The sequence below is a fragment of the Pseudomonas sp. S35 genome, assembly GCF_009866765.1.
Lineage (GTDB): Bacteria > Pseudomonadota > Gammaproteobacteria > Pseudomonadales > Pseudomonadaceae > Aquipseudomonas.
The window spans coordinates 991,047-1,009,482 of the sequence record NZ_CP019431.1 but is presented as its reverse complement, the minus strand read 5'-3'; the positions used below and the strand labels follow the sequence as shown (position 1 = coordinate 1,009,482).

The following is an 18,436-nucleotide window of genomic DNA, read 5'->3' as shown; positions in this document are numbered from 1 at the left end:
TGATTCAGGAGCCTCATCATGGCCTTGATGTTCCCACGCTTGGCGCGCAACTTCGCTCGCAATGGCTACTACCCCACTGACGAAATAACGCTGGAACGGACCCTGCAGGCGTTGGCACCCTCTCCCACTGGCAAGATGCGGATCTTTGATCCCTGTGCTGGTGAGGGTGTTGCGCTGGCTGAAACGGCTCATGCGCTCGGACGTGACCGCGTAGAGACTTACGCAGTCGAGTACGACCAGGAACGTGCCAATCACTGCAAGAAACTGCTGGATCGCGTGCTGCATAGCGATCTGATGGACACCATGATCAGCCGCCAAGCCTTTGGCCTGCTCTGGCTCAACCCGCCCTACGGTGACTTGGTCGCTGACCATGCAGGTGCGTCACAGTACCAAGGTAACGGCCGTCGGCGCCTGGAGAAGATGTTCTATCAACGGGCGCTTCCACTGCTGCAGTACGGTGGGGTCATGGTGCTGATTGTTCCGCACTACGTGCTGGACGATGAGCTATGCGGATGGTTGTGCAACCACTTCACTGAACTGCGGATCTACAATGCCGCTGATCCAACCTTCAAACAGGTGGTGATCTTCGGTGTTCGTATTCGCCGCCAGGACCTGGCTCGACCGCAAGAGGTCAAATACGTACGCGCACGCCTCCAGGCAATTGGCGCCGGCACATTGAGTGCGGAAGCGTTACCAACGAGTTGGCCATGGGAGCCCTACAGGGTTCTCCCGACATCCACTGAGCTGGAACACTTCTACCGTATCAGCCTTGAACCTGAACAGCTCAGCGATGAGGTCAAACGCCTTCGTGGCATGTGGCCGGACTTCACACTGCATTTTGGTCAAAGCGGCGCTCAGCCACGACCTCCCGTAAGGGAACTCTCGCGTTGGCACTTGGCGTTGGCCTTGGCTGCCGGCGCGATATCCGGCGTGGTGACATCCAAAACCGGTCGCGTATTGGCACTCAAGGGCGACACCTACAAAGATAAGGTCCGCAAGACCGAGTTCACCGAAGACCAGGACGGCAACGTCTCAGAGGTAAGGATCCTGACAGATCGTTTCGTACCCATTATTCGGGCATGGGACATGACGCCAGGCTCCACCAACTTCGGCAAGGTGATCACCATCAGTTCATCGGCGGATCCACAGACTGGGCCTGAAGAACCAGAAGCTACTCCCACTCCTAACCAAGCACCGCGGATGATATTTGAACCCGGACGCTTAGTGATGACCCACTCGGTGCAATACCTAGTAGAGCAAGGACATCTCGACCCTAGCCTTTACTTACGACGCCATTTCTCGGGTGACTGGGGAGAACTGCCCGATGAAGACTGGACCAGCAATCAGCGCGCACTGACTACCGGGGAGCGATTGTTTTCCAGCTACAACGTCGATGCCGGCGATGAAACACGGTTGTGGATCATCACGGAAGCGGACCGGAGCAGCACGACCGTGTTGCTGCCATCGGACTACTGACACTTATAAGGTATTTCCTTAACAGACCCCAGGGTATTCACCATACCCGTCGGGGTGTCGTGCATGCCCTGTTTCATTCCTTACGGAGAAACAAACATGAACGACCTATCACACACCGCATGCCCACCTTTGACCATCAGTTTGACCGAATTTATCGACGAGTTCGGTGATGAGTTGCTGGATTCACTCAACCGCTCTAACCCACCGGTTTACGCTGGCAACATCAACGAAATCCGGCAACGGATCATGAACACGCTCAAACGCCAACCGTTCCCGGCGCAAGCCGAGGTTGTCCAGGCCGTAACCGCACTGCTGCTGGACCACAACGAGCAGGCCGCTGTCATCAACGCCGAAATGGGCACAGGTAAAACCATGATGGCCATTGCTGTTGCGGCCGTGATGCACGGCGCTGGCTACCGCCGCACCCTGGTCGTATCACCTCCTCACCTGGTCTATAAATGGCGGCGAGAGATTCTTGAAACCATCCCAGATGCTCGGGTTTGGGTGCTCAACGGCCCCGATACCCTAGTCAAACTGCTCAAGCTGCGTGATCAACTGGGAGATCCCTACGATGGTCGGCAAGAGTTCTTCATCCTAGGGCGCGTGCGCATGCGGATGGGGTTTCACTGGCGTCCCGCGTGCTGGTCACGTCGCTCAGCCGGCGGACACCGCTTTGCAGGCTGCCCAGATTGCGGCCGTCTTCTGGAGGATCTAGAAGGCAACAGGATCACTGTCGAAGAGTTTCACCGAGAGGAACGCCGTCAAAGCTGCCCTCACTGTCATGGCCAACTCTGGACGCTGATGCGTCCAGGCAAGGCCGAAAACGGAACACGTCGAGCAACCATACTGAAGTCGATGTGCCGAATTCCGACCATCGGCCCAATACGTGCAGACAGATTGCTGAATGACTTCGGGGAGGATTTTCTCGCCTCGATGCTGATCGATAACGTCAGCGAATTCATCAATCTAATGGACGCCAAGGGCAACTTCATCTTCAGCGACCGGCAGGCCAAACGCATGGAGCGTGCCATGGCCAACATTGAGTTTGGCTTTGGTGAAGGCGGCTATCAACCTACGGAATTCATCAAACGCTACTTGCCTGATGGATATTTTGACCTGCTGGTGGTGGACGAAGGGCATGAGTACAAGAACAGCGGCTCTGCCCAGGGCCAAGCCATGGGAGTGCTGGCAGCAAAAGCACGTAAAACCGTGCTGCTGACGGGCACGCTCATGGGGGGCTATGCCGACGATCTGTTCTACCTTCTGTTTCGTATCCTTACCTGCCGCATGATCGAGGACGGTTACCGACCAAACTCACGCGGCAGCATGGCACCTGCAGCCATGTCGTTCATGCGTGATCATGGCGTGCTGAAGGATATTTACAGCGAGCGGGACAATCAGTCGCACAAAACCGCCAAGGGTAAAAAACTCTCAGTGCGTACAGTGAAAGCTCCGGGTTTCGGCCCGAAAGGTATTCACCGTTTCGTATTGCCGTTCACCGTCTTTTTGAAGCTCAAAGACATCGGTGGAAACATCTTGCCCGATTATCAGGAGGAACTGGTCGACGTACCCATGGCATTGGATCAGGGATCGGCTTACCAGAAGCTAGCCGGAACATTGGCTGTTGAACTTCGCCAGGCACTTGCTCGCCGGGATACCACACTTTTGGGTGTGGTACTCAACGTGCTGCTGGCATGGCCTGACTGCTGTTTCCGGCCGGAGGTGGTGAAACACCCCCGCTCCAAGGAAACACTGGCATTTGTTCCTTCGATTTTCGCAGACGATGAACTGATGCCGAAGGAGAAGGCGCTGTTGGACCTGTGCCTATCGGAGAAAGCAAAGAATCGGAAGGTTTTGGCTTACTCCGTGTACACCGGGACGAGAGACACCACCAGCAGACTCAAGCGGTTGTTGGAACAAGCAGGCTTAAAAGTGGCAGTCCTTAGAGCCTCGGTCGACACGTCCAGGCGCGAGGACTGGATCCTGGATCAGGTTGATCGCGGCGTCGACGTGCTGATCACCAACCCGGAGCTGGTAAAAACTGGACTGGATCTGCTCGACTTCCCGACCATTGCGTTCATGCAGACCGGGTATAACGTCTATACCCTTCAGCAGGCAGCACGGCGGTCATGGAGGATCGGGCAGAAACACCCGGTGCGGGTGGTGTTTTTTGGCTATGCGCAAAGCTCGCAGATTACCTGCTTGCAGTTGATGGCCAAAAAGATCGCGGTGGCTCAGAGCACGTCGGGAGACGTACCGGAGTCTGGTCTCGACTCTCTAAATCAGGATGGCGACTCCGTAGAAATGGCACTTGCTAGACAATTAATTGCTGTATGACCACAAGGCCACCTTCGGGGTGGCCATTTTTATGCCATCACTGTCACTGACCCAGAACCGGCATTCGGTCGGATCAAATTGACGTGGCATCAAGCAAACAGTTAACTGGCTATCCATACAGTTAAATTCAGGCCAGGTTATGAGCGCGACCCTTCTTGGTCCCATTTCCACAGGTGGCCATTCTCTACCGATGTATTCCAGCCAGGTCTCGGCCGGCTTTCCATCGCCGGCGGCCGACCACCTAGAAAAATTAATATCGCTGGATGAGCTTTTTGAGATCCGAGCGCCGCACGTGTACTTGGCGAAGATTTCGGGCGACAGCATGCAGGGAGCCGGCATTTTCAACGGTGACCTGGTGATCGTCGATCGAAGCAAAACGGCTCGCCATGGCGATATCGTAATTGCAGCCCTCAACACCGAGTCCGTTTGCAAGCGCCTTCACATGCGTGACGGCCAGGTAGTGTTGATGGCCGAAAACCCAAGATTCCCGCCCAGACACGTGATGGAAGGGGACGAGTTGGTGATATGGGGCGTGGTCAGCTACAGCGTGCGCGACCATGAGCATTCATCATGAGCGCCCTCGATCCTACCTTGCCGGTCTTCGCGCTCGCGGACTGCAACAGTTTCTATGCCAGCTGCGAGCGTGTTTTCCGGCCAGACCTGTCAAGCACGCCCATCGTCGTTCTGAGCAACAACGATGGTTGCGTCATTGCGCGCAGCTACGACGCCAAGCCCTTCGTTAAAATGGGCGCACCGTATTTTCAAATCAAGGACACGTTGCGGCGGCATGGGATCGTGGCGTTCAGCAGCAATTATGCGTTGTAGTAGGTTAGGTGGAATGCTTTTTCTTGAGCTACGCTGAACGCCTCTGGCGTTCTGGGGAGACTCCCATGACTTCCACCTCCTCCTATGCCGTGATGCTAAACCGCTACCCCAGTGTTGAAGAGTGGCTGCAACTGCTCGGTAACCTGGGCCGTGCACCGGCTACGCTCGATGCGTATGCGCGGGGTCTGGCGCATTACCTGGGCTACTGCGAAAGCGCTGGGTGGGACGCTGAAGCCGTAACCTTCGAGCAGATCACACTCTACATCCGCCAACTTCTCCCCGGTCAAGCCAGTGCGGTGGCGAATGCCACCCTGCACCAACGTCTCAGTGCCCTCCGTTTGTGGTATGACCATTTGGTCTTCCAAGGGCTTCGCGAGCAAAACCCCATACCGCGTGGGCAACACACACGTCTGCTCCACCCACCGACTCACGCAGGCTTTACCCGGGGCCTGGTGCCGCGTCTGGTCAAACTCCCCTACCTCTTCAACGATGAACAATGGCGGCATTTCCTGAGCATCGCTGCCAGCGCGTCGGTGCGCGACCGACTGATGCTCTCGCTGGCGTATTGCGGGGCACTGCGCCGTGCGGAATTGGTGGCCTTAAACATCGAAGACCTGGACGTAGCACACCGACTGATCTCGGTGCGGGCTGAAACCACAAAGGGCCGACGTAGTCGGGTGGTGTGTTACAGCCCCGGCATTGCCCCGGTCTTGATGGCCCACCTTCAGCAGCTTCACCGTGCAGGGTGGACAAAAGGACCATTGTTTCGCTCCGATTCAGACCGCAACCGGGGCGCGGGGCTGACACGCTGGACCTGGAGTAAAACAGTAGAGTCCTGGGCCAGGCAGTCGGACCTTGACGGTCTCAGCACGCACACCTTCCGCCACCTGCGGTTGACGCATTTGGCTCGCGCAGGCTGGAAGCTTCATGAGCTCACGGCCTACGCCGGTCATCGCGATCCGAAAACCACCCTGATGTACCTGCACTTATCCGGCGCGGACCTGACCGCGAAAATGGCGAAATCAGTGGGTAGCTTGGATGAGCGGTTGTTCAGTGAGCTCTTTAGTTCGGAGTCATTGTCATGAACCTTGCATCGGCAGCGGATTATGTAGCGTTTGATGCGGGTCGGTATACGCGGCAAGAGGTACTGTCCGATGATGAGCAGGCCGTGCTTTCTAATCACCTTTACCGTTCTGATTGGCCTTTTCTGCAATCGATCATGCCGGGGCTTATAAATCCCCTGATTGACCTCGTCGTCTACAGTGGAGTTTCTGATCGATTGGCCGCGCCGTCAGTGGCGGCCATACTTTGGCAGGTCAGCAAGATAGGCAGCCCTTATTGGGTCTGGTCAGACATGCAATGGCTTGACTTGCTCAACACCCGAGCAGGATCTCGTCCTTACCTGGCAGCGGTCGCTTACCACTTGGGTGGTTTTCATACGCCCCAACGCATCGCGAAATTTCGCCAATCGGCGATCTACGCATCCTTTATCTTTGGTCACACCATATTCGAATCTGAACATGGGCGTTTAAGCCAGGTGTTGAAATCGCTGGGATATGAGGCACGTCACCTCAAGCAATTTCTGAGCAGTGTGCTCGGTGCACTGATGTTGGAAAACGGCGACCCGCGGCTTGAAACCTTCACTGAGGCGCTTTTGCTGAAAGGTCAGGCGCATCGAAGCGATGGTGTGGCCAGGTTGGTTGGAAAAGTTTCACACGGACTTGCCGCACTGGGGATTTTGGAAAAACCATTGCGCATGCGCGGCTACGTGAGCTGGCGCACAAAAAGCATTGAGGGCATTGATCCCGGCTGGGTCGAGTGGTGTCGTCGGTGGCGAGACACATCGACTTTGCGTCCCCGCACTCGGGAAAGCAATTACAGTTTTATCTTGAGAACCGGTATTTGGCTCGCGCGCGAGCAACCCTGGGTCAGCTCCCCTGTCGATTGGGGCCTGTCGACTTGCGCGGCGTTTATTGCGGCGGTAGATCGCATGACGGTTGGTGAATGGGCCCTAGCGTCGGGCCGAGGTACGAAACTTAAGAGACTTGGCCTCCCAATCGCACCGAATTCAAAAGGGGGCTTTTTGCAAGCCGTACGACGCTTTTTTATCGACGTTGAGCTGTGGAGCTGGGGAGGGTTGAAATTCAGTCCTCGGCACCATCTGGCGACTCCTCAGTCCGTGGCCTTCAATTCAGGTATCAACCCTCGCGTCATTGACGATTCAAGCTGGCTCAAATTGATCTGGGCCAGTCTTAATTTAGAACGCAAGGATTTGCTCTCGGAAATTCATTACCCGCTGTCCATGGTCCAAGCAATGGCCGTTGTATGGACCCATTCTGGGCTGCGCAGCAATGAAATTAGGCGACTTGCCATCGGTTGCGCCCATACTCAGTCGAGCGATGTCATTCATGAGGACGGTACCACCGTCCCTGCAGGAACCTTGTGCTACCTCGACATTCCGGCCAGTAAGACCTTTAAAGCCTTCGTCAAACCCGTAGCAGCCGTGGTCAAGGATCGCATTGACGGCTGGCTGCTGGAAAGGCCCGTCAATCAAGCACCGCTGCTGGATCAGCGCACCGGTGAAAAAGTCAGCTACCTGTTCCAGTTTCGCGGTAAACGCATGGGAGCTGGCGTCATCAATAGCACGATCATTCCCATGCTTTGTGCCAAAGCCGGTGTGCCATTGGAGGACAGCCGTGGCCGCATCACCAGCCACCGTGGTCGGGCCTCTGCGGTAACGGCGCTGGCCAGCGTTCCACAGGGCATGTCACTGATTGAATTGATGCAGTGGTCGGGACACAGCTCACCGAGTTCGACGTTGCATTATATTCGGATCCGACCCACCAAGCTGGCGGCCTCTTTTGCCAAGGCCGATCAGATGTCTCATTTGATTTCGGTTCTGATTGATCACGACGTAATTGCGCGTCAGGCGCAAGAGCCCTACGCATTTTATGACTTGGGCGACTCATATTGCTCGAACCCGTTTTGGAGCAGTTGCCCGCATCGCATGGCCTGTGCCGGGTGTGATTTTAACCTGCCGAAAGCAAGTGCAAGGGCTCAAGCGCTGGAAAGCAAAGCTTCAATTGGGCGTTACCTGGAGGCGGTGCCGTTGACAGCGGATGAACAGGCCATTGTGGAGGGCGATTTGGAGAAACTGAACGGCCTTATTCGAAAACTGGACAATGTTCCAACGCTTGACGGGCGCGCCCCAAATGAAATCGAAACAAAAAGGTGCTGATTTTTAGGGGAGCCCTGAAAAAGACTTAATGATTTGGCAAAACGCCCCAACGCCAGTCGCCGAGCTTTTCGATGATGAAACATATGATCTTCGCCGACGCCGAGTACGCCGGAAAACGCAAGCAGACCGTAAGGAATTGTTCCTGATCGAGATAATCAGATGCTGCCTTGGAAGGCCTTTATCGCCCTGATCGCGCCACGTTATCCAAAGGCCGAAGGTGGTCGTCCCACCTACCCACTGATGGCGCTGCCGCGTGTTCATCTGATGCAAAACTGGTTCGGCTACAGCGACCCGGCGATGGAAGAGGCGCTGTATGAGACGACCATGTTGACGCCGATGGCGAATTGACCCAGCTACTGAGATGTCAATGCCGTGACAGATGCATTGGCGACTGTTTATTTCTCAGTTCATCAAAGCTTCCTCAATGACGTAGTGGTGAGCAAGTCTGGGTAGTCACTGAGGATTGACTGGGCGCCGTTGGCTAGTAAATAGCGGGCGCGGTCCGGGTTGTTGATGATTGCGACGGCGAACTCCACGCCGCTGGCCTGAAGCCGTCGCAAGTGGTGCTCGTCCAGCATGTCATCGAACACATGCAGCACCTGGCAGCCGTACTCCGCCAGCAGACTGGCCGGATCCGCCGGGGCGAGCAGGCTGGCGAGCCCCAGCGGGACTTCTGGCCATAGGCGTCGAGCGGCGCAGAGCGAGCGCACCGAAAAACTGGAGACAAACAGCTGCCCACGCCCTTGCGGCCACAGCCGACGTAACAAGGGAATCGCGGCCTCGGCAGTTTCCACGTCATCGCCAATCGTCGGTTTGAGTTCGACCTGCAAGCCGAGGCCCAGGCGCAACGCGCACTCCACCACTTCCTGAAAGGTCGGGACCTGGGTGCCGGCAAAGGTGGGGGAGAACCAGGAACCAGCATCGAGCTGCCGGATCAGCGCCAGGTCATGCAACGCCACCGCGCCACGCCCATTGGTGGTGCGCTCCAGCATGTCGTCGTGAATTACCACGAGCTGGCCGTCGCGGGTCAATTTCACGTCGACTTCCACCCACCGGGCTCCCAAGCCAGCCGCTATTTCCAGGGCCGCAAGAGTGTTTTCGGGGGCGTAGGCGCTGGCGCCGCGATGGGCAATCAAAGCACTACGCACGACAGGGTTTGCTACAGGCATGGGCGCTCACTGTTGACTAGGGGCAGGGGACTAAGGAAAAAGGGAGACGGCGACCGCTGGCAGCGTCGAACAGCACCGCGTCGGCGGCAGCAAACTCTAGCCCTACGGCGTCTCCGGGTTTCAGGTGTAAGGGGCTAGGATGGCTGACCAGAATTGGCTCTCCGGCCAGCCGACAATGCAGCAATCTGTGGCTGCCGAGCTCTTCGACGCTGTGCAGGCTCGCCTGCAATGCATGCGCGCCGAACCGTACGCTTTCGGGGCGAATACCCAGCAGTAGGGTGGGCGATACCGGGAGTTCAGCGGGCAGTTGCAACGCTAGCCGCTGTCCGTCATTGAGGATCAGCGCCCCGGCGCCTTCGCGATGGACTGCAAGGAGGTTCATCGGCGGCGTGCCGAGGCAACGGGCCACGCGAGTCGATGCCGGCTGACGATAGAGCACCTGTGGGGTGTCGATTTGTTCGATACGGCCACGGTCCAGCACAATGATCCGGTCCGCGAGAGCCATGGCTTCGGTCTGGTCGTGGGTGACGTACAGAATGGTGCAACCAGTTTGCTGGTGCAGGCGGCGCAACTCCAGGCGCATGTCCTGGCGCAAGGCGCTGTCGAGGTTGCACAGCGGCTCATCGAACAGCAACACCGGCGGCCGTCTCACCAGTGCGCGGCCAATTGCGACACGCTGGCGCTGACCACCGGACAGTTGCGCTGGCTTGCGCTCGAGTAACGCGTCCAGGGTCAGGGTGCGGGCGATCTCTTCGACGCGGGCGTCGCGTTCTGCCTTGGGAACGCCGGCCACACGCAAGCCATAGCCGATGTTGTCGCGCACGGTCATGTGTGGGTACAGCGCGTAATGTTGAAACACCATGGCGCACTGACGTTGGGCAGGCGGTAAGCGGGTAACGTCCTGGCCACCGATCAACACGCGCCCGCTGTCGGGCTGCTCAAGACCGGCGACCAGGCGCAACAGGGTCGACTTGCCACAGCCGGACGGTCCCAGAATCACGTTGAACTGACCGGCCGAGAGTTCCAGGTCGAGTCCGTCAAGCACCGCTGGGCCGTGATTAGCGTATCGCTTCGTCAACCCTTGCAGGGTGACATCGGGAGCCTGTTTGAGGGATACGAGCGCGTTCATTTGTTGACTCCGACGAGGCCTTTGGCGAACCAGCGTTGCATCTGCGCGATAACCAGGATCGGTGGGATCAGGCTGACAATCGCCGCCGCCATCAGCAGGTTCCATTCTGGCAGTTGAGTGCTGTCGGTTGGCGCGAAACTCGCGATGCCCAGCACCAAGGTCCGCATTTCCGGGCGATTGGTTGCCACCATCGGCCACAGGTAGTCTTTCCACGCACCGATGAACACCAAGGTGCCGAGCGCGGCAAAGTTGGCTTTCGACAGCGGCAGCAAGATGTCGAAGAAAAAACGCCAGGGGCCCGCGCCATCCAGGCGCGCGGCTTCCACCAGATCGGCGGGTAGGGTTTTGTAGAATTGGCGAAACAGGAAGGTGCCTGTCGCCGAGGCCATCAGCGGCAGGGCTAGTCCTGGGTAGCTGTCGAGCACGTTCAGGGTGGGAACCGGTAAGCTGGTAATACCCAGTGCGTGTAGCAGCGTTCGCAGCGGGCCTAGCAGGTCGCCGGCTACCGCATAGGTCGGGATGACACGAACCTCCACCGGCAACAACAGGGTGCCCAGCACGGCGAAGAAAATCAGCGACGTGAAGGGGCCGCGAAAGTACACCACGGCAAACGCCGTCAGTGCCGACAGCGTCAGTTTGCCGATGACCACTGACGTTGCCACCAGTAAGCTGTTGCCCAGCAGGCGCAGCAGGTCGATACGCTGCGACACTTGCGCCATGTTGTGTAGCCATTGATCCCCGGGCAGCAGTGGGATGCCTTGGTTCAGCAGATGCGCATTGCTGACCGTGGCCGCACACAACGCCAGGTACATCGGGCCGAGGGCAAAGGTCATACCCAGGGCCAGCAGCCCATAGGCCAATGCATTCAGCAGCGGGCTGCGCTCAACCATGAGCACCTCGGCGCCTAGAGCGCCAAGCCATGAAGCGCCATTGCACCAGGCTCAACGCGCCAATAAGCAGCAACATCAACACTGACAAAGTCGACGAGCCGGCCAGGTCCATGCCGGTGAATCCATCCTGATAAATCTTGTAAGCCAACACCTGGGTGCTATCGCCAGGGCCGCCCTTGGTCAGGGTATCGACTAGGCCAAAACTGTTGGATAGGCTGTCGAGCAGGCCGACGATAAACACAAACACCAGGTAGGGCGCGATCAGCGGCAGTTGCATATCGCGCAGACGCCGCCAGGGACCGGCGCCATCCAGGGCCGCAGCCGCCAGGCAATCTTCGGGCAATGTTTGCAGGCTGGCGATCAGCATTATCAGGTTGAACGGCACCTGGCACCAGGCGTAACCGACCACCAATAACGTCATGGCTTGCCAGGGTTCGGCATGGGGCGCCCAACTGCCGGGCACGAGGTGGTTGAGCCAGGCCAGTGGGCCGAACAGTGGGTTGGCGATCACCTGGACGATCATCCCGAGGGTCGCGCCAGAGACCGCGTAGGGCCAGATAAGCAGGTTGCGGGCCAACTGGCGCCCGCGCAATTTTAGCTCAAGGCAGGCCGCCAGCAGCAAGGCGATCAACATCGCCAACAGTGTAGCGCTCAGGCTGAAAATCCAGGTCGCACGCAACGCCGCCAACACCCCGGGGTCGTTCAGCACACGCACATAATTGGCCAGCCCGGTAAACCGCTCGCCGTTACCGAACGGCTGTATGCGGTGCAACGACCACCAAAACGCTTGCAGGCTTGGCCAATAGAAAAACAACAGCAGCGCGAGCAACTGCGGCAGGGCAAACAGCAGCGGCAGATAACGCTGAGGGAAACGCGCACCATCGCTCATGGCTGCGCCCTGCAGAGGAGCTCAGAGCGTTGGGACATAGCGGTAGGTCTCTTCGAAAGTGGTCAGCAAGTCGTTGCCGCGCTCTACGATCTGCTGCACGGCTACGTCGGTGCTGCTGTGGCGGGCCAGGGCGTTTTGCAGTTCCTGGGTCCAGATCAGGCGCAGACGGGTCAGAAAACCTGTGCGCAGTGGCGTGCTGGTTTGCCCGTCTGCCCGCCTCAGGGAGGACAGGCCCACTGCCACTGCGGAGTCGGACGGCTGGCTGGCCAGGATCAGGGCGGCGGCCTGCTGAGTCACCGGCAGGTAACCGGTTTGGCGGCTGAACGAGATCTGCACCGCGGGTTGGCGAAGGTAGGCGAGGAAGGCGGCTACCGTGGCATAGGCCTCTGGCGATTGCCCGCGCAGCACCCAGAGTGCGGCGCCGCCAATAACCGTGGCCTGGCGAGGGAAGCCCTGGTACACCGGGATCGGACTGATCACGACGTCATCGATCTGCCCGCTGGCCAGCAGATTCCACGCGCCGGTGGAACTCAGCAGCAGCGCGCAGTCGCCGGCGGCAAAGGCCAGCTCCTGACGGCCGCTGCGGGTCGCGGCCTGGTTGACCAGGCTGCCTTGGGCGACCCAGCGCGCCAGATCGGCCAGCAGTCGCGGGTGCGGACCGCTGTCGAAGCGATAACGCGCGTGCAGTCCTTCTGTGCCATTGGCAGCACTGGCCACAGGGACCCCCATCGCCGCGCTGCTCTGCTCCAGCCAGATCCACGGATTGAAGTCCGTCACTGCCGGGCAGGTCAGGCCGTGGCGTTTCAGCGCTTGCAGTGCCGCGTCGAAGGCTTCCCAGGTAGCAGGCGGTTCGCTGATGCCCGCAGCGGCCAGTGTGGCGCGGTGGCTGTAGAGCACCGCGGTGGACACGGCGAATGGCTGGGCCGCTAACTGGCCATCGCGATCAGCGTAATAGCGCTGGACCGCCGGCAAAAAATCGTGGGGGGCGTTTTGTTGGTGCTGTTCGGTCATGACCTGTTGCACGGCCATGCTGGCGCCTCCCAGCAGCATATCGAGGGTCGCGACGTCATAGATTTCCACCAGCGCCGGGCTGTTGCCGGCGCGGTAGGCGGCCACGGTTTTTTGCAGCGTCTGTTCATAGCTTCCTTGGGCCACACAACGCAGAGGTCTCAGCCCGGGGTGGCTGGCGTTGAAGTGCGAGCACAATCGCTCGATCACCGCCCCGGCGGCGCCGCTGTGTCCGTACCAGAACTCCACGGGCTCAGCAGCACCGGCCATGACCGGCCTGAGCAGCAGGGCGAGGAAGACCGCGAGGAGGACACGCATGATCGGCGACCGTGACAGGGGAGCCTCATTTAATACAACCAATGTGTAATATTTGTGACGGGGCCTCCTCGACTGACAGTTAACGATCAGGACGCGCCACAGTGCTGATCGTCAGGCGTCTGCCTGGCGGCGTTCAACACTTGGAGTGTGGTAATCGATAGCGCACCTGCTACTGCGCATTCTGTAGCCGGTAGTGAAAGGTATTGCGCACCCCGATGACTTTGACCGGATGCCCATCAGCCTCTTGCGGGCTATAGCGAAAGCCGGCGGCAGCCTTGAGTGAGGCCGTGCCGAAATGCGAGGCGTCGCATAGCCCTTTGACCAGGCGCGGCGCCGTTGTCGTACCGTTGGGCAGCAAGTCGTATTCCACGGTGCAGTCACCTTCCAACTCGTTTTCCAGCGCCGCCGTCGGGTAGTCCGGGGCGGTTTTGACCAGCGGTACGTATTGCTTGCCCGCGCCTGCCGGCACGTCAGTTGGCGCTCCGGAACTGGCGGCGGGTTGCGCGGTTTGCGCTGCCGCTGCAGCTGCCGCTGCGGCGGGCGCCGGGTTCGGGTTGGACAGCGCGAGGGATGGTGTTTGCGCCGGTGGTGTCGCACTGCGCTGCGGTGCAGGTTTTACCGGTGGTCGTGCTGCGGCCTTTTCGCGGGCCTGGATCTGCGCTTGCTCCGCCAGATGGCTGGCTTCCAGCTGTGCCTGCTGTTTGGCCGCTTGCGCCTGTTCGGCCGCCTGCTGACGCTGTGCTTCGGCGGCCTGTGCAGCTGCGCGCGCCTGGGCCGCCGCCGCGATGGCCGGGTCCGCTGCGAGCCCGGTGTGGATCACCACGGTTTGCTTGTCCGGTTCAACGGTCTCGGGAACCGACTGGGCGTTACTCAGCCACAAGGCCAGCAGGTGCACGGCGACCACCAGCGGCACCAGCACCAGCGCCAGACGCGCCGAGTTCGGTGACACGCTGCGTGATGGGGGCGTGCGCAACGGCGGGAGCAGCCTCAGGTGCGGCGTTGCGACGGGGAAGGCGATGGCAGCGGTTCTCACCGTTTCATCGCCCGAATGCACGTTGAAGCGGCAGCGCACCCGCTGTTCTGGCAGCACGGCGGTGGCCGGGGCGAACGACAGGCCGAGTTCTGGAAGCTGCAGGGCTGGTTTCATGGTGTGGCATCCGGCGTTTGCGAAATAAGCCCGACATTGGGCACGCCGGCTTGTTGCAAGGCGCCCATCAGTTCCATGATCCGGCCATAGCTGACCGCGCGATCACCGCGAATCAACACCGCCGTATTGGCTTGATCGCCGAGCGCACTGCGCACTTGCTCGCCGACAGTCGGCAAGGCCAGGCTGACACGCTCGTCGTCGCCACGGTTCAGGTAGTACTGGCCATCGGCATCGATACTGACCACCAGTGGCGGATGCTCCGGGGTGTCAATGGCCTGCGCGCCAAGGCGCGGCAGATCGACATGCACCCCTTGGGTCATCAGCGGCGTGGCGACCATGAAGATCACCAGCAACACCAGGACCACGTCGATGAACGGCACCACGTTCATCTCGCTGGAGATCTTGCCCCGCGAGACCGAGTGGAAGGAGCCTTTCTGATTCATGCTTTCTCCCTTGCGGCAACGCGCAGGTTGGGCCGGGTGTGCAGGCTGGTCAGCAACAAGGTGTGCAGTTCTTCGGCGATGTCGGCCAGGCGTGTCTGCAAGTCTGCGACCCGTTTGGACAGGCCGTTATAGGCAATCACGGCGGGAATGGCGGTGAACAAGCCAATCGCGGTCGCCACCAGGGCCTCGGCAATCCACGGTGCCACCGTGGCCAGGGTCGCCTGGGACGTCGCGCCGAGGGCTTGGAACGATCCCATAATGCCCCACACCGTCCCGAACAAACCAATATAAGGGCTGGCCGAACTGATGGTGGCGAGGACCACCAAATGGCGGTTCAGGCGCATGCCTTCGCGGGACAGGGCCAGGCGCATGGCGCTGCCGACAGCTTCCATGGTCACCGCCGGATCGATGTTGCTGTGGCTCAGTTGGCAAAAGTTGCGAAAGCCGTCGCGGAACACCTTACTCACACCTGTTGGTTGCTCCGGCAGGTCTTTGTACAGCTGGTTGAGGTCGATGCCCGAATGAAAGCGCTGTTCGAACTCGGCCAGGTCGCGGCTGTCCAGACGCAGGTCCAGCCCGCGCAGAAAAATCAGCAGCCAGCTCAAGGCAGAGGCCAGCAGCAGGATCATCATGACGGTCTGAGCAACCGGGCTGGCGCCTTCTATCAAGCTGACGATGGACATGGAAGATTGCATTGAAAAGTGTCTCCGTGTGAATCAAAGGGTGTGGGGTGCGATGCGCGGCCTGGCGCATCAGAGTTTGACTTTCATCCCGAGCCAGAAGGATTGCCCGAAGCTGTTGCGTTCAAGCAGGTTGTTGTCCGCATCGCGAATCAAACGTTTCTGGTCGGTGAGGTTGCGGCCCTCGGTGTAGACGGTCACGTTCGAGGTGAGTTGGTAGCTCATTTGCGCGTCGAGCTGGCCGTAGCGCTCTTCGAACTTGTCCTGGAGTGGGTTCTGGACACTGAGGCTGGTACGGCGATCACCAACCACGGCGTAACTGATCTGTGATTTGAAATCGCCGAGGCCGTACATCAGCGTGGCGTTGTATTGCTGCTTGGGCGCGCCAATCAACTGGCTGGCGCGACGCGACGAGCCGTCGGCCATCGGCACGTCCATCGAGCCGTCGAGCCAGGTGCTGTTGAGCTTGATCCCCAACCCGTCGAACGGGAACGGCAGGAAGTCCAGGCGGTCCTTGATCAGGTTCAGCGACAGGCCACGAACCTGCGCGGCCGAGGTATTGAGCGGTTGCGAGATGACGGTCTGGATACCGTTGCTGTCGGTGCTGCTGGAGCTGCCGACGAAGATTTCGTTTTTCAGGTCTTTTTGAAACAGCGCCATGGACAACAGGGCGCCCTGGCCGAAGTAGTAATCCACAGCCAGGTCGTAGTTGTTGGAGGTGATGGGTTTTAGGCCCGGGTTACCGCGGTTGATATTGATCTGCCCATCGACTTGGGTGACGCTGTTCAGCGGCACCACATACTCAGGGTTCGGACGCCCCAGGGACTGGCTGAACCCTGCACGCAAGCGTACCGATTTCGTAAGGTCGTAATAGGCGCTGAACGAGGGCAGCAGATTGTCATAACGCCCGGAGTTGCTGCTCGGGTTGAGCACACCGTTGTTGTTCTGATAAGCCGAGGAGTCGAACTGAGTGTGTTCATAGCGAGCGCCGCCGAGGATTTCGAAGCGCTCGCCGCGATACCGGAGCAAGCCGAAGCCGGCGGCGATATTTTCCTGGTAACTCAGGTCGTTCTGGGTGCTGAGCAGCGCGCTGTTGGCCTGGTCGAGATGAAACAGCCCTTGGTTGTCGGCGAAGTAGCGGTTGGTGGCCTTGTAGTAATCAGCCGCATTATCAAACGTGGTGGCTGGCAGGCTGCTCGCGCTGTTGGGCAGGTAGGTTTGCTGGTCGATGTCCTGGCTCACATCCATCCGCCGCCAGCTCGTGCCGACCTTGGCACCCAGGCCACGGTCTTGAGGGTCGGTGTTAAAACCGTAAGTACCTTGCCATTCTTTGATGGTTTGCTGGCGTTCGAGCTTTTCTGGCTGAATGTTGAACAACTGGTAGTTCGCTGGATTGTTCATTGCCGATGGGTTGGCGGGCGTGATGGTCGACATATCACGGTTTTCGGCATCTTGTTGGGTCAGGTCGTACTGGTAGCCGAAGTTGGAGCTGTAGCCGGAGCGGAACTCGAATTGACCGTCATCGGTGCGTCGATAGGTGCTGCGTGCCGCGTAGAGTTTGCTGGTCAGGCGCTGCTGTTCGGTGGGTTTGAAGTCGATGTCCCAGATGGCCAGGTCAGTAGCCGTGGTTTCCGGGAAGTAGTCCACACGGTAACGGTTGCGACCCTGGCTATAGCTGCCGCCGCTGGCCGTGATGTTGCTGGGAGAACGGCCTTCAAGGATGTTCAGGTAGCGGTACTCGTCGGAGTCGTAGCTGTAGTGCGCCCCGAGCAGTGACGAATAGAGGTTTTCATTCGGTTTGTACTCCAGGCGCCCCAGCAAGCTCCAACGATCCAGACGGCTGGTGTATTGCGCCTGGTCACGACGGTTGAGCAGTGGGGTACCGCCCGCGTTGTAGCTAAAGGTACGCATGTCCTTTTCCTGATCGCGGCTGCGGTCGGAAAAGCTGCCAGCCAGCATGTAGCCGAACTGTTTGTCTTCACCGAAACGGTCATTGATCCTGCCGTTGATGATCGCAGACGGACTGCTTGGGCCACCTGTGACGCTCATGTTGCTGTAATGCCCGGCCTTGGCATCGGCGACCGCCTGAAAGCCGCTGTAATCGAAAGCACTGATCGGTTGCAGATCAACGACACCGCCAATCGCCGGTTGCAGATTGGGGGTCAGGCTTTTGTAAACCGCCACACGTTTCAGGGCGATACCGGGGATGGCTTCGAGGTCGGTCTGGCGACCCAGGGCGAACCAGCCATCGGGAATCATCGCGCCATTAAATGTGGTCGTGGTGAATCGCGACGGCAGGCCGCGGATGGACACAAACCGACCTTCGTCCTCGTCGAACTCAGTGGTCACGTCTGGCAGGCGTCGTAGCGAGTCCGCCACGTTGAGGTCGGGTTGTTGACCCATTTCATCCGAGGAAATGAAATCGGCGACTTGCGAGGTATTGCGTTTGGCGCGGATTTCTTCGCGGTTCTGTTTGACGTATCCCGTCACCGTGACGCTTTCGGCAGGTGCGGCATCGCTTTTCTCGGTGCTTTCTTGGGCCACCGCCGGGGCGATCAGTGACAGCAGCATCGCACTGGTCACTAGCGGGTGCGGGGTATTGTTTTTGGCAAACATGATGGGTTTCTCGTGGAGACCAAGACGGTGTGCCTTTTTTACGCTTTAAGTGTGAAATAAAAATGACGGTGGAATTTTCCTATCAACCCCCGAATTTTCAGTGGGAGTGGCTGTATATAAGCGCTTTTGCGCTTAAAAGAGCGTCCTCGTGAATCGCGGGTAAAGCGAAAGCGCGTAAAAATATGAAACTGTCATAATTTTAAAACCTGAAGTGTGAAAATATGATTGCACTCAGGTGATGCTCAGTCCGCGAAGGGTTTGAGCACTGCTG

At 59.0% G+C, this 18,436-nt stretch carries 14 protein-coding genes and 2 pseudogenes; 7 read left to right on the top strand and 9 right to left on the bottom strand.

What is annotated here, in order from left to right:
* Nucleotides 1-18: 18 nt before the first annotated feature.
* The 7 genes and pseudogenes from PspS35_RS04440 to PspS35_RS04410 all read left to right on the top strand — a co-directional run.
* Nucleotides 19-1,476, top strand: coding sequence for a DUF6094 domain-containing protein (locus PspS35_RS04440; protein WP_159932930.1), 1,458 nt, complete (start codon nucleotides 19-21; stop codon nucleotides 1,474-1,476).
* Between the two features lie 96 nt (nucleotides 1,477-1,572).
* Nucleotides 1,573-3,813, top strand: a complete 2,241-nt coding sequence (locus tag PspS35_RS04435) for a DEAD/DEAH box helicase (RefSeq protein WP_159932929.1) — start codon at nucleotides 1,573-1,575, stop codon at nucleotides 3,811-3,813.
* A 139-nt stretch (nucleotides 3,814-3,952) separates the two neighbouring features.
* Nucleotides 3,953-4,387: a S24 family peptidase gene (locus PspS35_RS04430; RefSeq protein WP_033901324.1), complete on the top strand. Its 435-nt coding sequence runs from the start codon at nucleotides 3,953-3,955 to the stop codon at nucleotides 4,385-4,387.
* Nucleotides 4,384-4,635, top strand: a pseudogene (locus PspS35_RS04425) (DNA polymerase V subunit UmuC); the annotation flags it as partial. The gene PspS35_RS04430 and the pseudogene PspS35_RS04425, both read left to right, overlap by 4 nt.
* Nucleotides 4,636-4,703: 68 nt before the next feature.
* Nucleotides 4,704-5,723, top strand: coding sequence for a tyrosine-type recombinase/integrase (locus PspS35_RS04420; RefSeq protein WP_159932927.1), 1,020 nt, complete (start codon nucleotides 4,704-4,706; stop codon nucleotides 5,721-5,723).
* Complete coding sequence (locus PspS35_RS04415) at nucleotides 5,720-7,876, top strand: tyrosine-type recombinase/integrase (protein WP_159932926.1); 2,157 nt, start codon at nucleotides 5,720-5,722, stop codon at nucleotides 7,874-7,876. Before PspS35_RS04420 ends, PspS35_RS04415 begins: the two co-directional genes overlap by 4 nt.
* A 74-nt stretch (nucleotides 7,877-7,950) precedes the next feature.
* Nucleotides 7,951-8,206 (top strand): annotated as a pseudogene (locus tag PspS35_RS04410) (transposase); the annotation flags it as partial.
* A gap of 80 nt (nucleotides 8,207-8,286) precedes the next feature.
* Here the strand turns inward: PspS35_RS04410 and PspS35_RS04405 are convergent.
* From PspS35_RS04405 to PspS35_RS04365, 9 genes are all read right to left on the bottom strand, one after another.
* Nucleotides 8,287-9,045 carry a glycerophosphoryl diester phosphodiesterase gene (locus PspS35_RS04405; protein WP_122737102.1) on the bottom strand — a complete coding sequence of 253 codons (759 nt, stop codon included), beginning with the start codon at nucleotides 9,043-9,045 and terminating at the stop codon, nucleotides 8,287-8,289.
* A gap of 16 nt (nucleotides 9,046-9,061) precedes the next feature.
* Nucleotides 9,062-10,174 (bottom strand): ATP-binding cassette domain-containing protein, encoded by a 1,113-nt coding sequence (locus PspS35_RS04400; protein WP_122737103.1) that lies wholly within the window; start codon nucleotides 10,172-10,174, stop codon nucleotides 9,062-9,064.
* Complete coding sequence (locus PspS35_RS04395; protein ID WP_159932925.1) at nucleotides 10,171-11,064, bottom strand: ABC transporter permease subunit; 894 nt, start codon at nucleotides 11,062-11,064, stop codon at nucleotides 10,171-10,173. The genes PspS35_RS04400 and PspS35_RS04395 overlap by 4 nt, the downstream gene beginning before the upstream one ends.
* The gene (locus PspS35_RS04390) at nucleotides 11,057-11,953 is read right to left on the bottom strand and encodes a sugar ABC transporter permease (protein WP_122737105.1); all 897 of its coding nucleotides are present in this window, start codon (nucleotides 11,951-11,953) and stop codon (nucleotides 11,057-11,059) included. The genes PspS35_RS04395 and PspS35_RS04390 overlap by 8 nt, the downstream gene beginning before the upstream one ends.
* 21 nt (nucleotides 11,954-11,974) lie before the next feature.
* Nucleotides 11,975-13,279, bottom strand: a complete 1,305-nt coding sequence (locus PspS35_RS04385) for an extracellular solute-binding protein (RefSeq protein WP_159932924.1) — start codon at nucleotides 13,277-13,279, stop codon at nucleotides 11,975-11,977.
* Between the two features lie 169 nt (nucleotides 13,280-13,448).
* Nucleotides 13,449-14,426: an energy transducer TonB gene (locus PspS35_RS04380; protein WP_159932923.1), complete on the bottom strand. Its 978-nt coding sequence runs from the start codon at nucleotides 14,424-14,426 to the stop codon at nucleotides 13,449-13,451.
* Nucleotides 14,423-14,869 (bottom strand): protein TolR, encoded by a 447-nt coding sequence (gene tolR, locus PspS35_RS04375; protein ID WP_110620667.1) that lies wholly within the window; start codon nucleotides 14,867-14,869, stop codon nucleotides 14,423-14,425. Before tolR ends, PspS35_RS04380 begins: the two co-directional genes overlap by 4 nt.
* Complete coding sequence (gene tolQ, locus PspS35_RS04370; RefSeq protein WP_159932922.1) at nucleotides 14,866-15,564, bottom strand: protein TolQ; 699 nt, start codon at nucleotides 15,562-15,564, stop codon at nucleotides 14,866-14,868. Before tolQ ends, tolR begins: the two co-directional genes overlap by 4 nt.
* A 57-nt stretch (nucleotides 15,565-15,621) precedes the next feature.
* Nucleotides 15,622-18,165 carry a TonB-dependent receptor gene (locus PspS35_RS04365; protein WP_159932921.1) on the bottom strand — a complete coding sequence of 848 codons (2,544 nt, stop codon included), beginning with the start codon at nucleotides 18,163-18,165 and terminating at the stop codon, nucleotides 15,622-15,624.
* Nucleotides 18,166-18,436: the final 271 nt, after the last annotated feature.

What these genes read in the sequence shown, in the direction of transcription:
- PspS35_RS04440 (WP_159932930.1), top strand. Translation starts at nt 19, where the DNA reads ATGGCCTTGATGTTCCCACGCTTGGCGCGCAACTTCGCTCGCAATGGC.
- PspS35_RS04435 (WP_159932929.1), top strand. Translation starts at nt 1,573, where the DNA reads ATGAACGACCTATCACACACCGCATGCCCACCTTTGACCATCAGTTTG.
- PspS35_RS04430 (WP_033901324.1), top strand. Translation starts at nt 3,953, where the DNA reads ATGAGCGCGACCCTTCTTGGTCCCATTTCCACAGGTGGCCATTCTCTA.
- PspS35_RS04420 (WP_159932927.1), top strand. Translation starts at nt 4,704, where the DNA reads ATGACTTCCACCTCCTCCTATGCCGTGATGCTAAACCGCTACCCCAGT.
- PspS35_RS04415 (WP_159932926.1), top strand. Translation starts at nt 5,720, where the DNA reads ATGAACCTTGCATCGGCAGCGGATTATGTAGCGTTTGATGCGGGTCGG.
- PspS35_RS04405 (WP_122737102.1), bottom strand. Translation starts at nt 9,045, where the DNA reads ATGCCTGTAGCAAACCCTGTCGTGCGTAGTGCTTTGATTGCCCATCGC.
- PspS35_RS04400 (WP_122737103.1), bottom strand. Translation starts at nt 10,174, where the DNA reads ATGAACGCGCTCGTATCCCTCAAACAGGCTCCCGATGTCACCCTGCAA.
- PspS35_RS04395 (WP_159932925.1), bottom strand. Translation starts at nt 11,064, where the DNA reads ATGGTTGAGCGCAGCCCGCTGCTGAATGCATTGGCCTATGGGCTGCTG.
- PspS35_RS04390 (WP_122737105.1), bottom strand. Translation starts at nt 11,953, where the DNA reads ATGAGCGATGGTGCGCGTTTCCCTCAGCGTTATCTGCCGCTGCTGTTT.
- PspS35_RS04385 (WP_159932924.1), bottom strand. Translation starts at nt 13,279, where the DNA reads ATGCGTGTCCTCCTCGCGGTCTTCCTCGCCCTGCTGCTCAGGCCGGTC.
- PspS35_RS04380 (WP_159932923.1), bottom strand. Translation starts at nt 14,426, where the DNA reads ATGAAACCAGCCCTGCAGCTTCCAGAACTCGGCCTGTCGTTCGCCCCG.
- tolR (WP_110620667.1), bottom strand. Translation starts at nt 14,869, where the DNA reads ATGAATCAGAAAGGCTCCTTCCACTCGGTCTCGCGGGGCAAGATCTCC.
- tolQ (WP_159932922.1), bottom strand. Translation starts at nt 15,564, where the DNA reads ATGCAATCTTCCATGTCCATCGTCAGCTTGATAGAAGGCGCCAGCCCG.
- PspS35_RS04365 (WP_159932921.1), bottom strand. Translation starts at nt 18,165, where the DNA reads ATGTTTGCCAAAAACAATACCCCGCACCCGCTAGTGACCAGTGCGATG.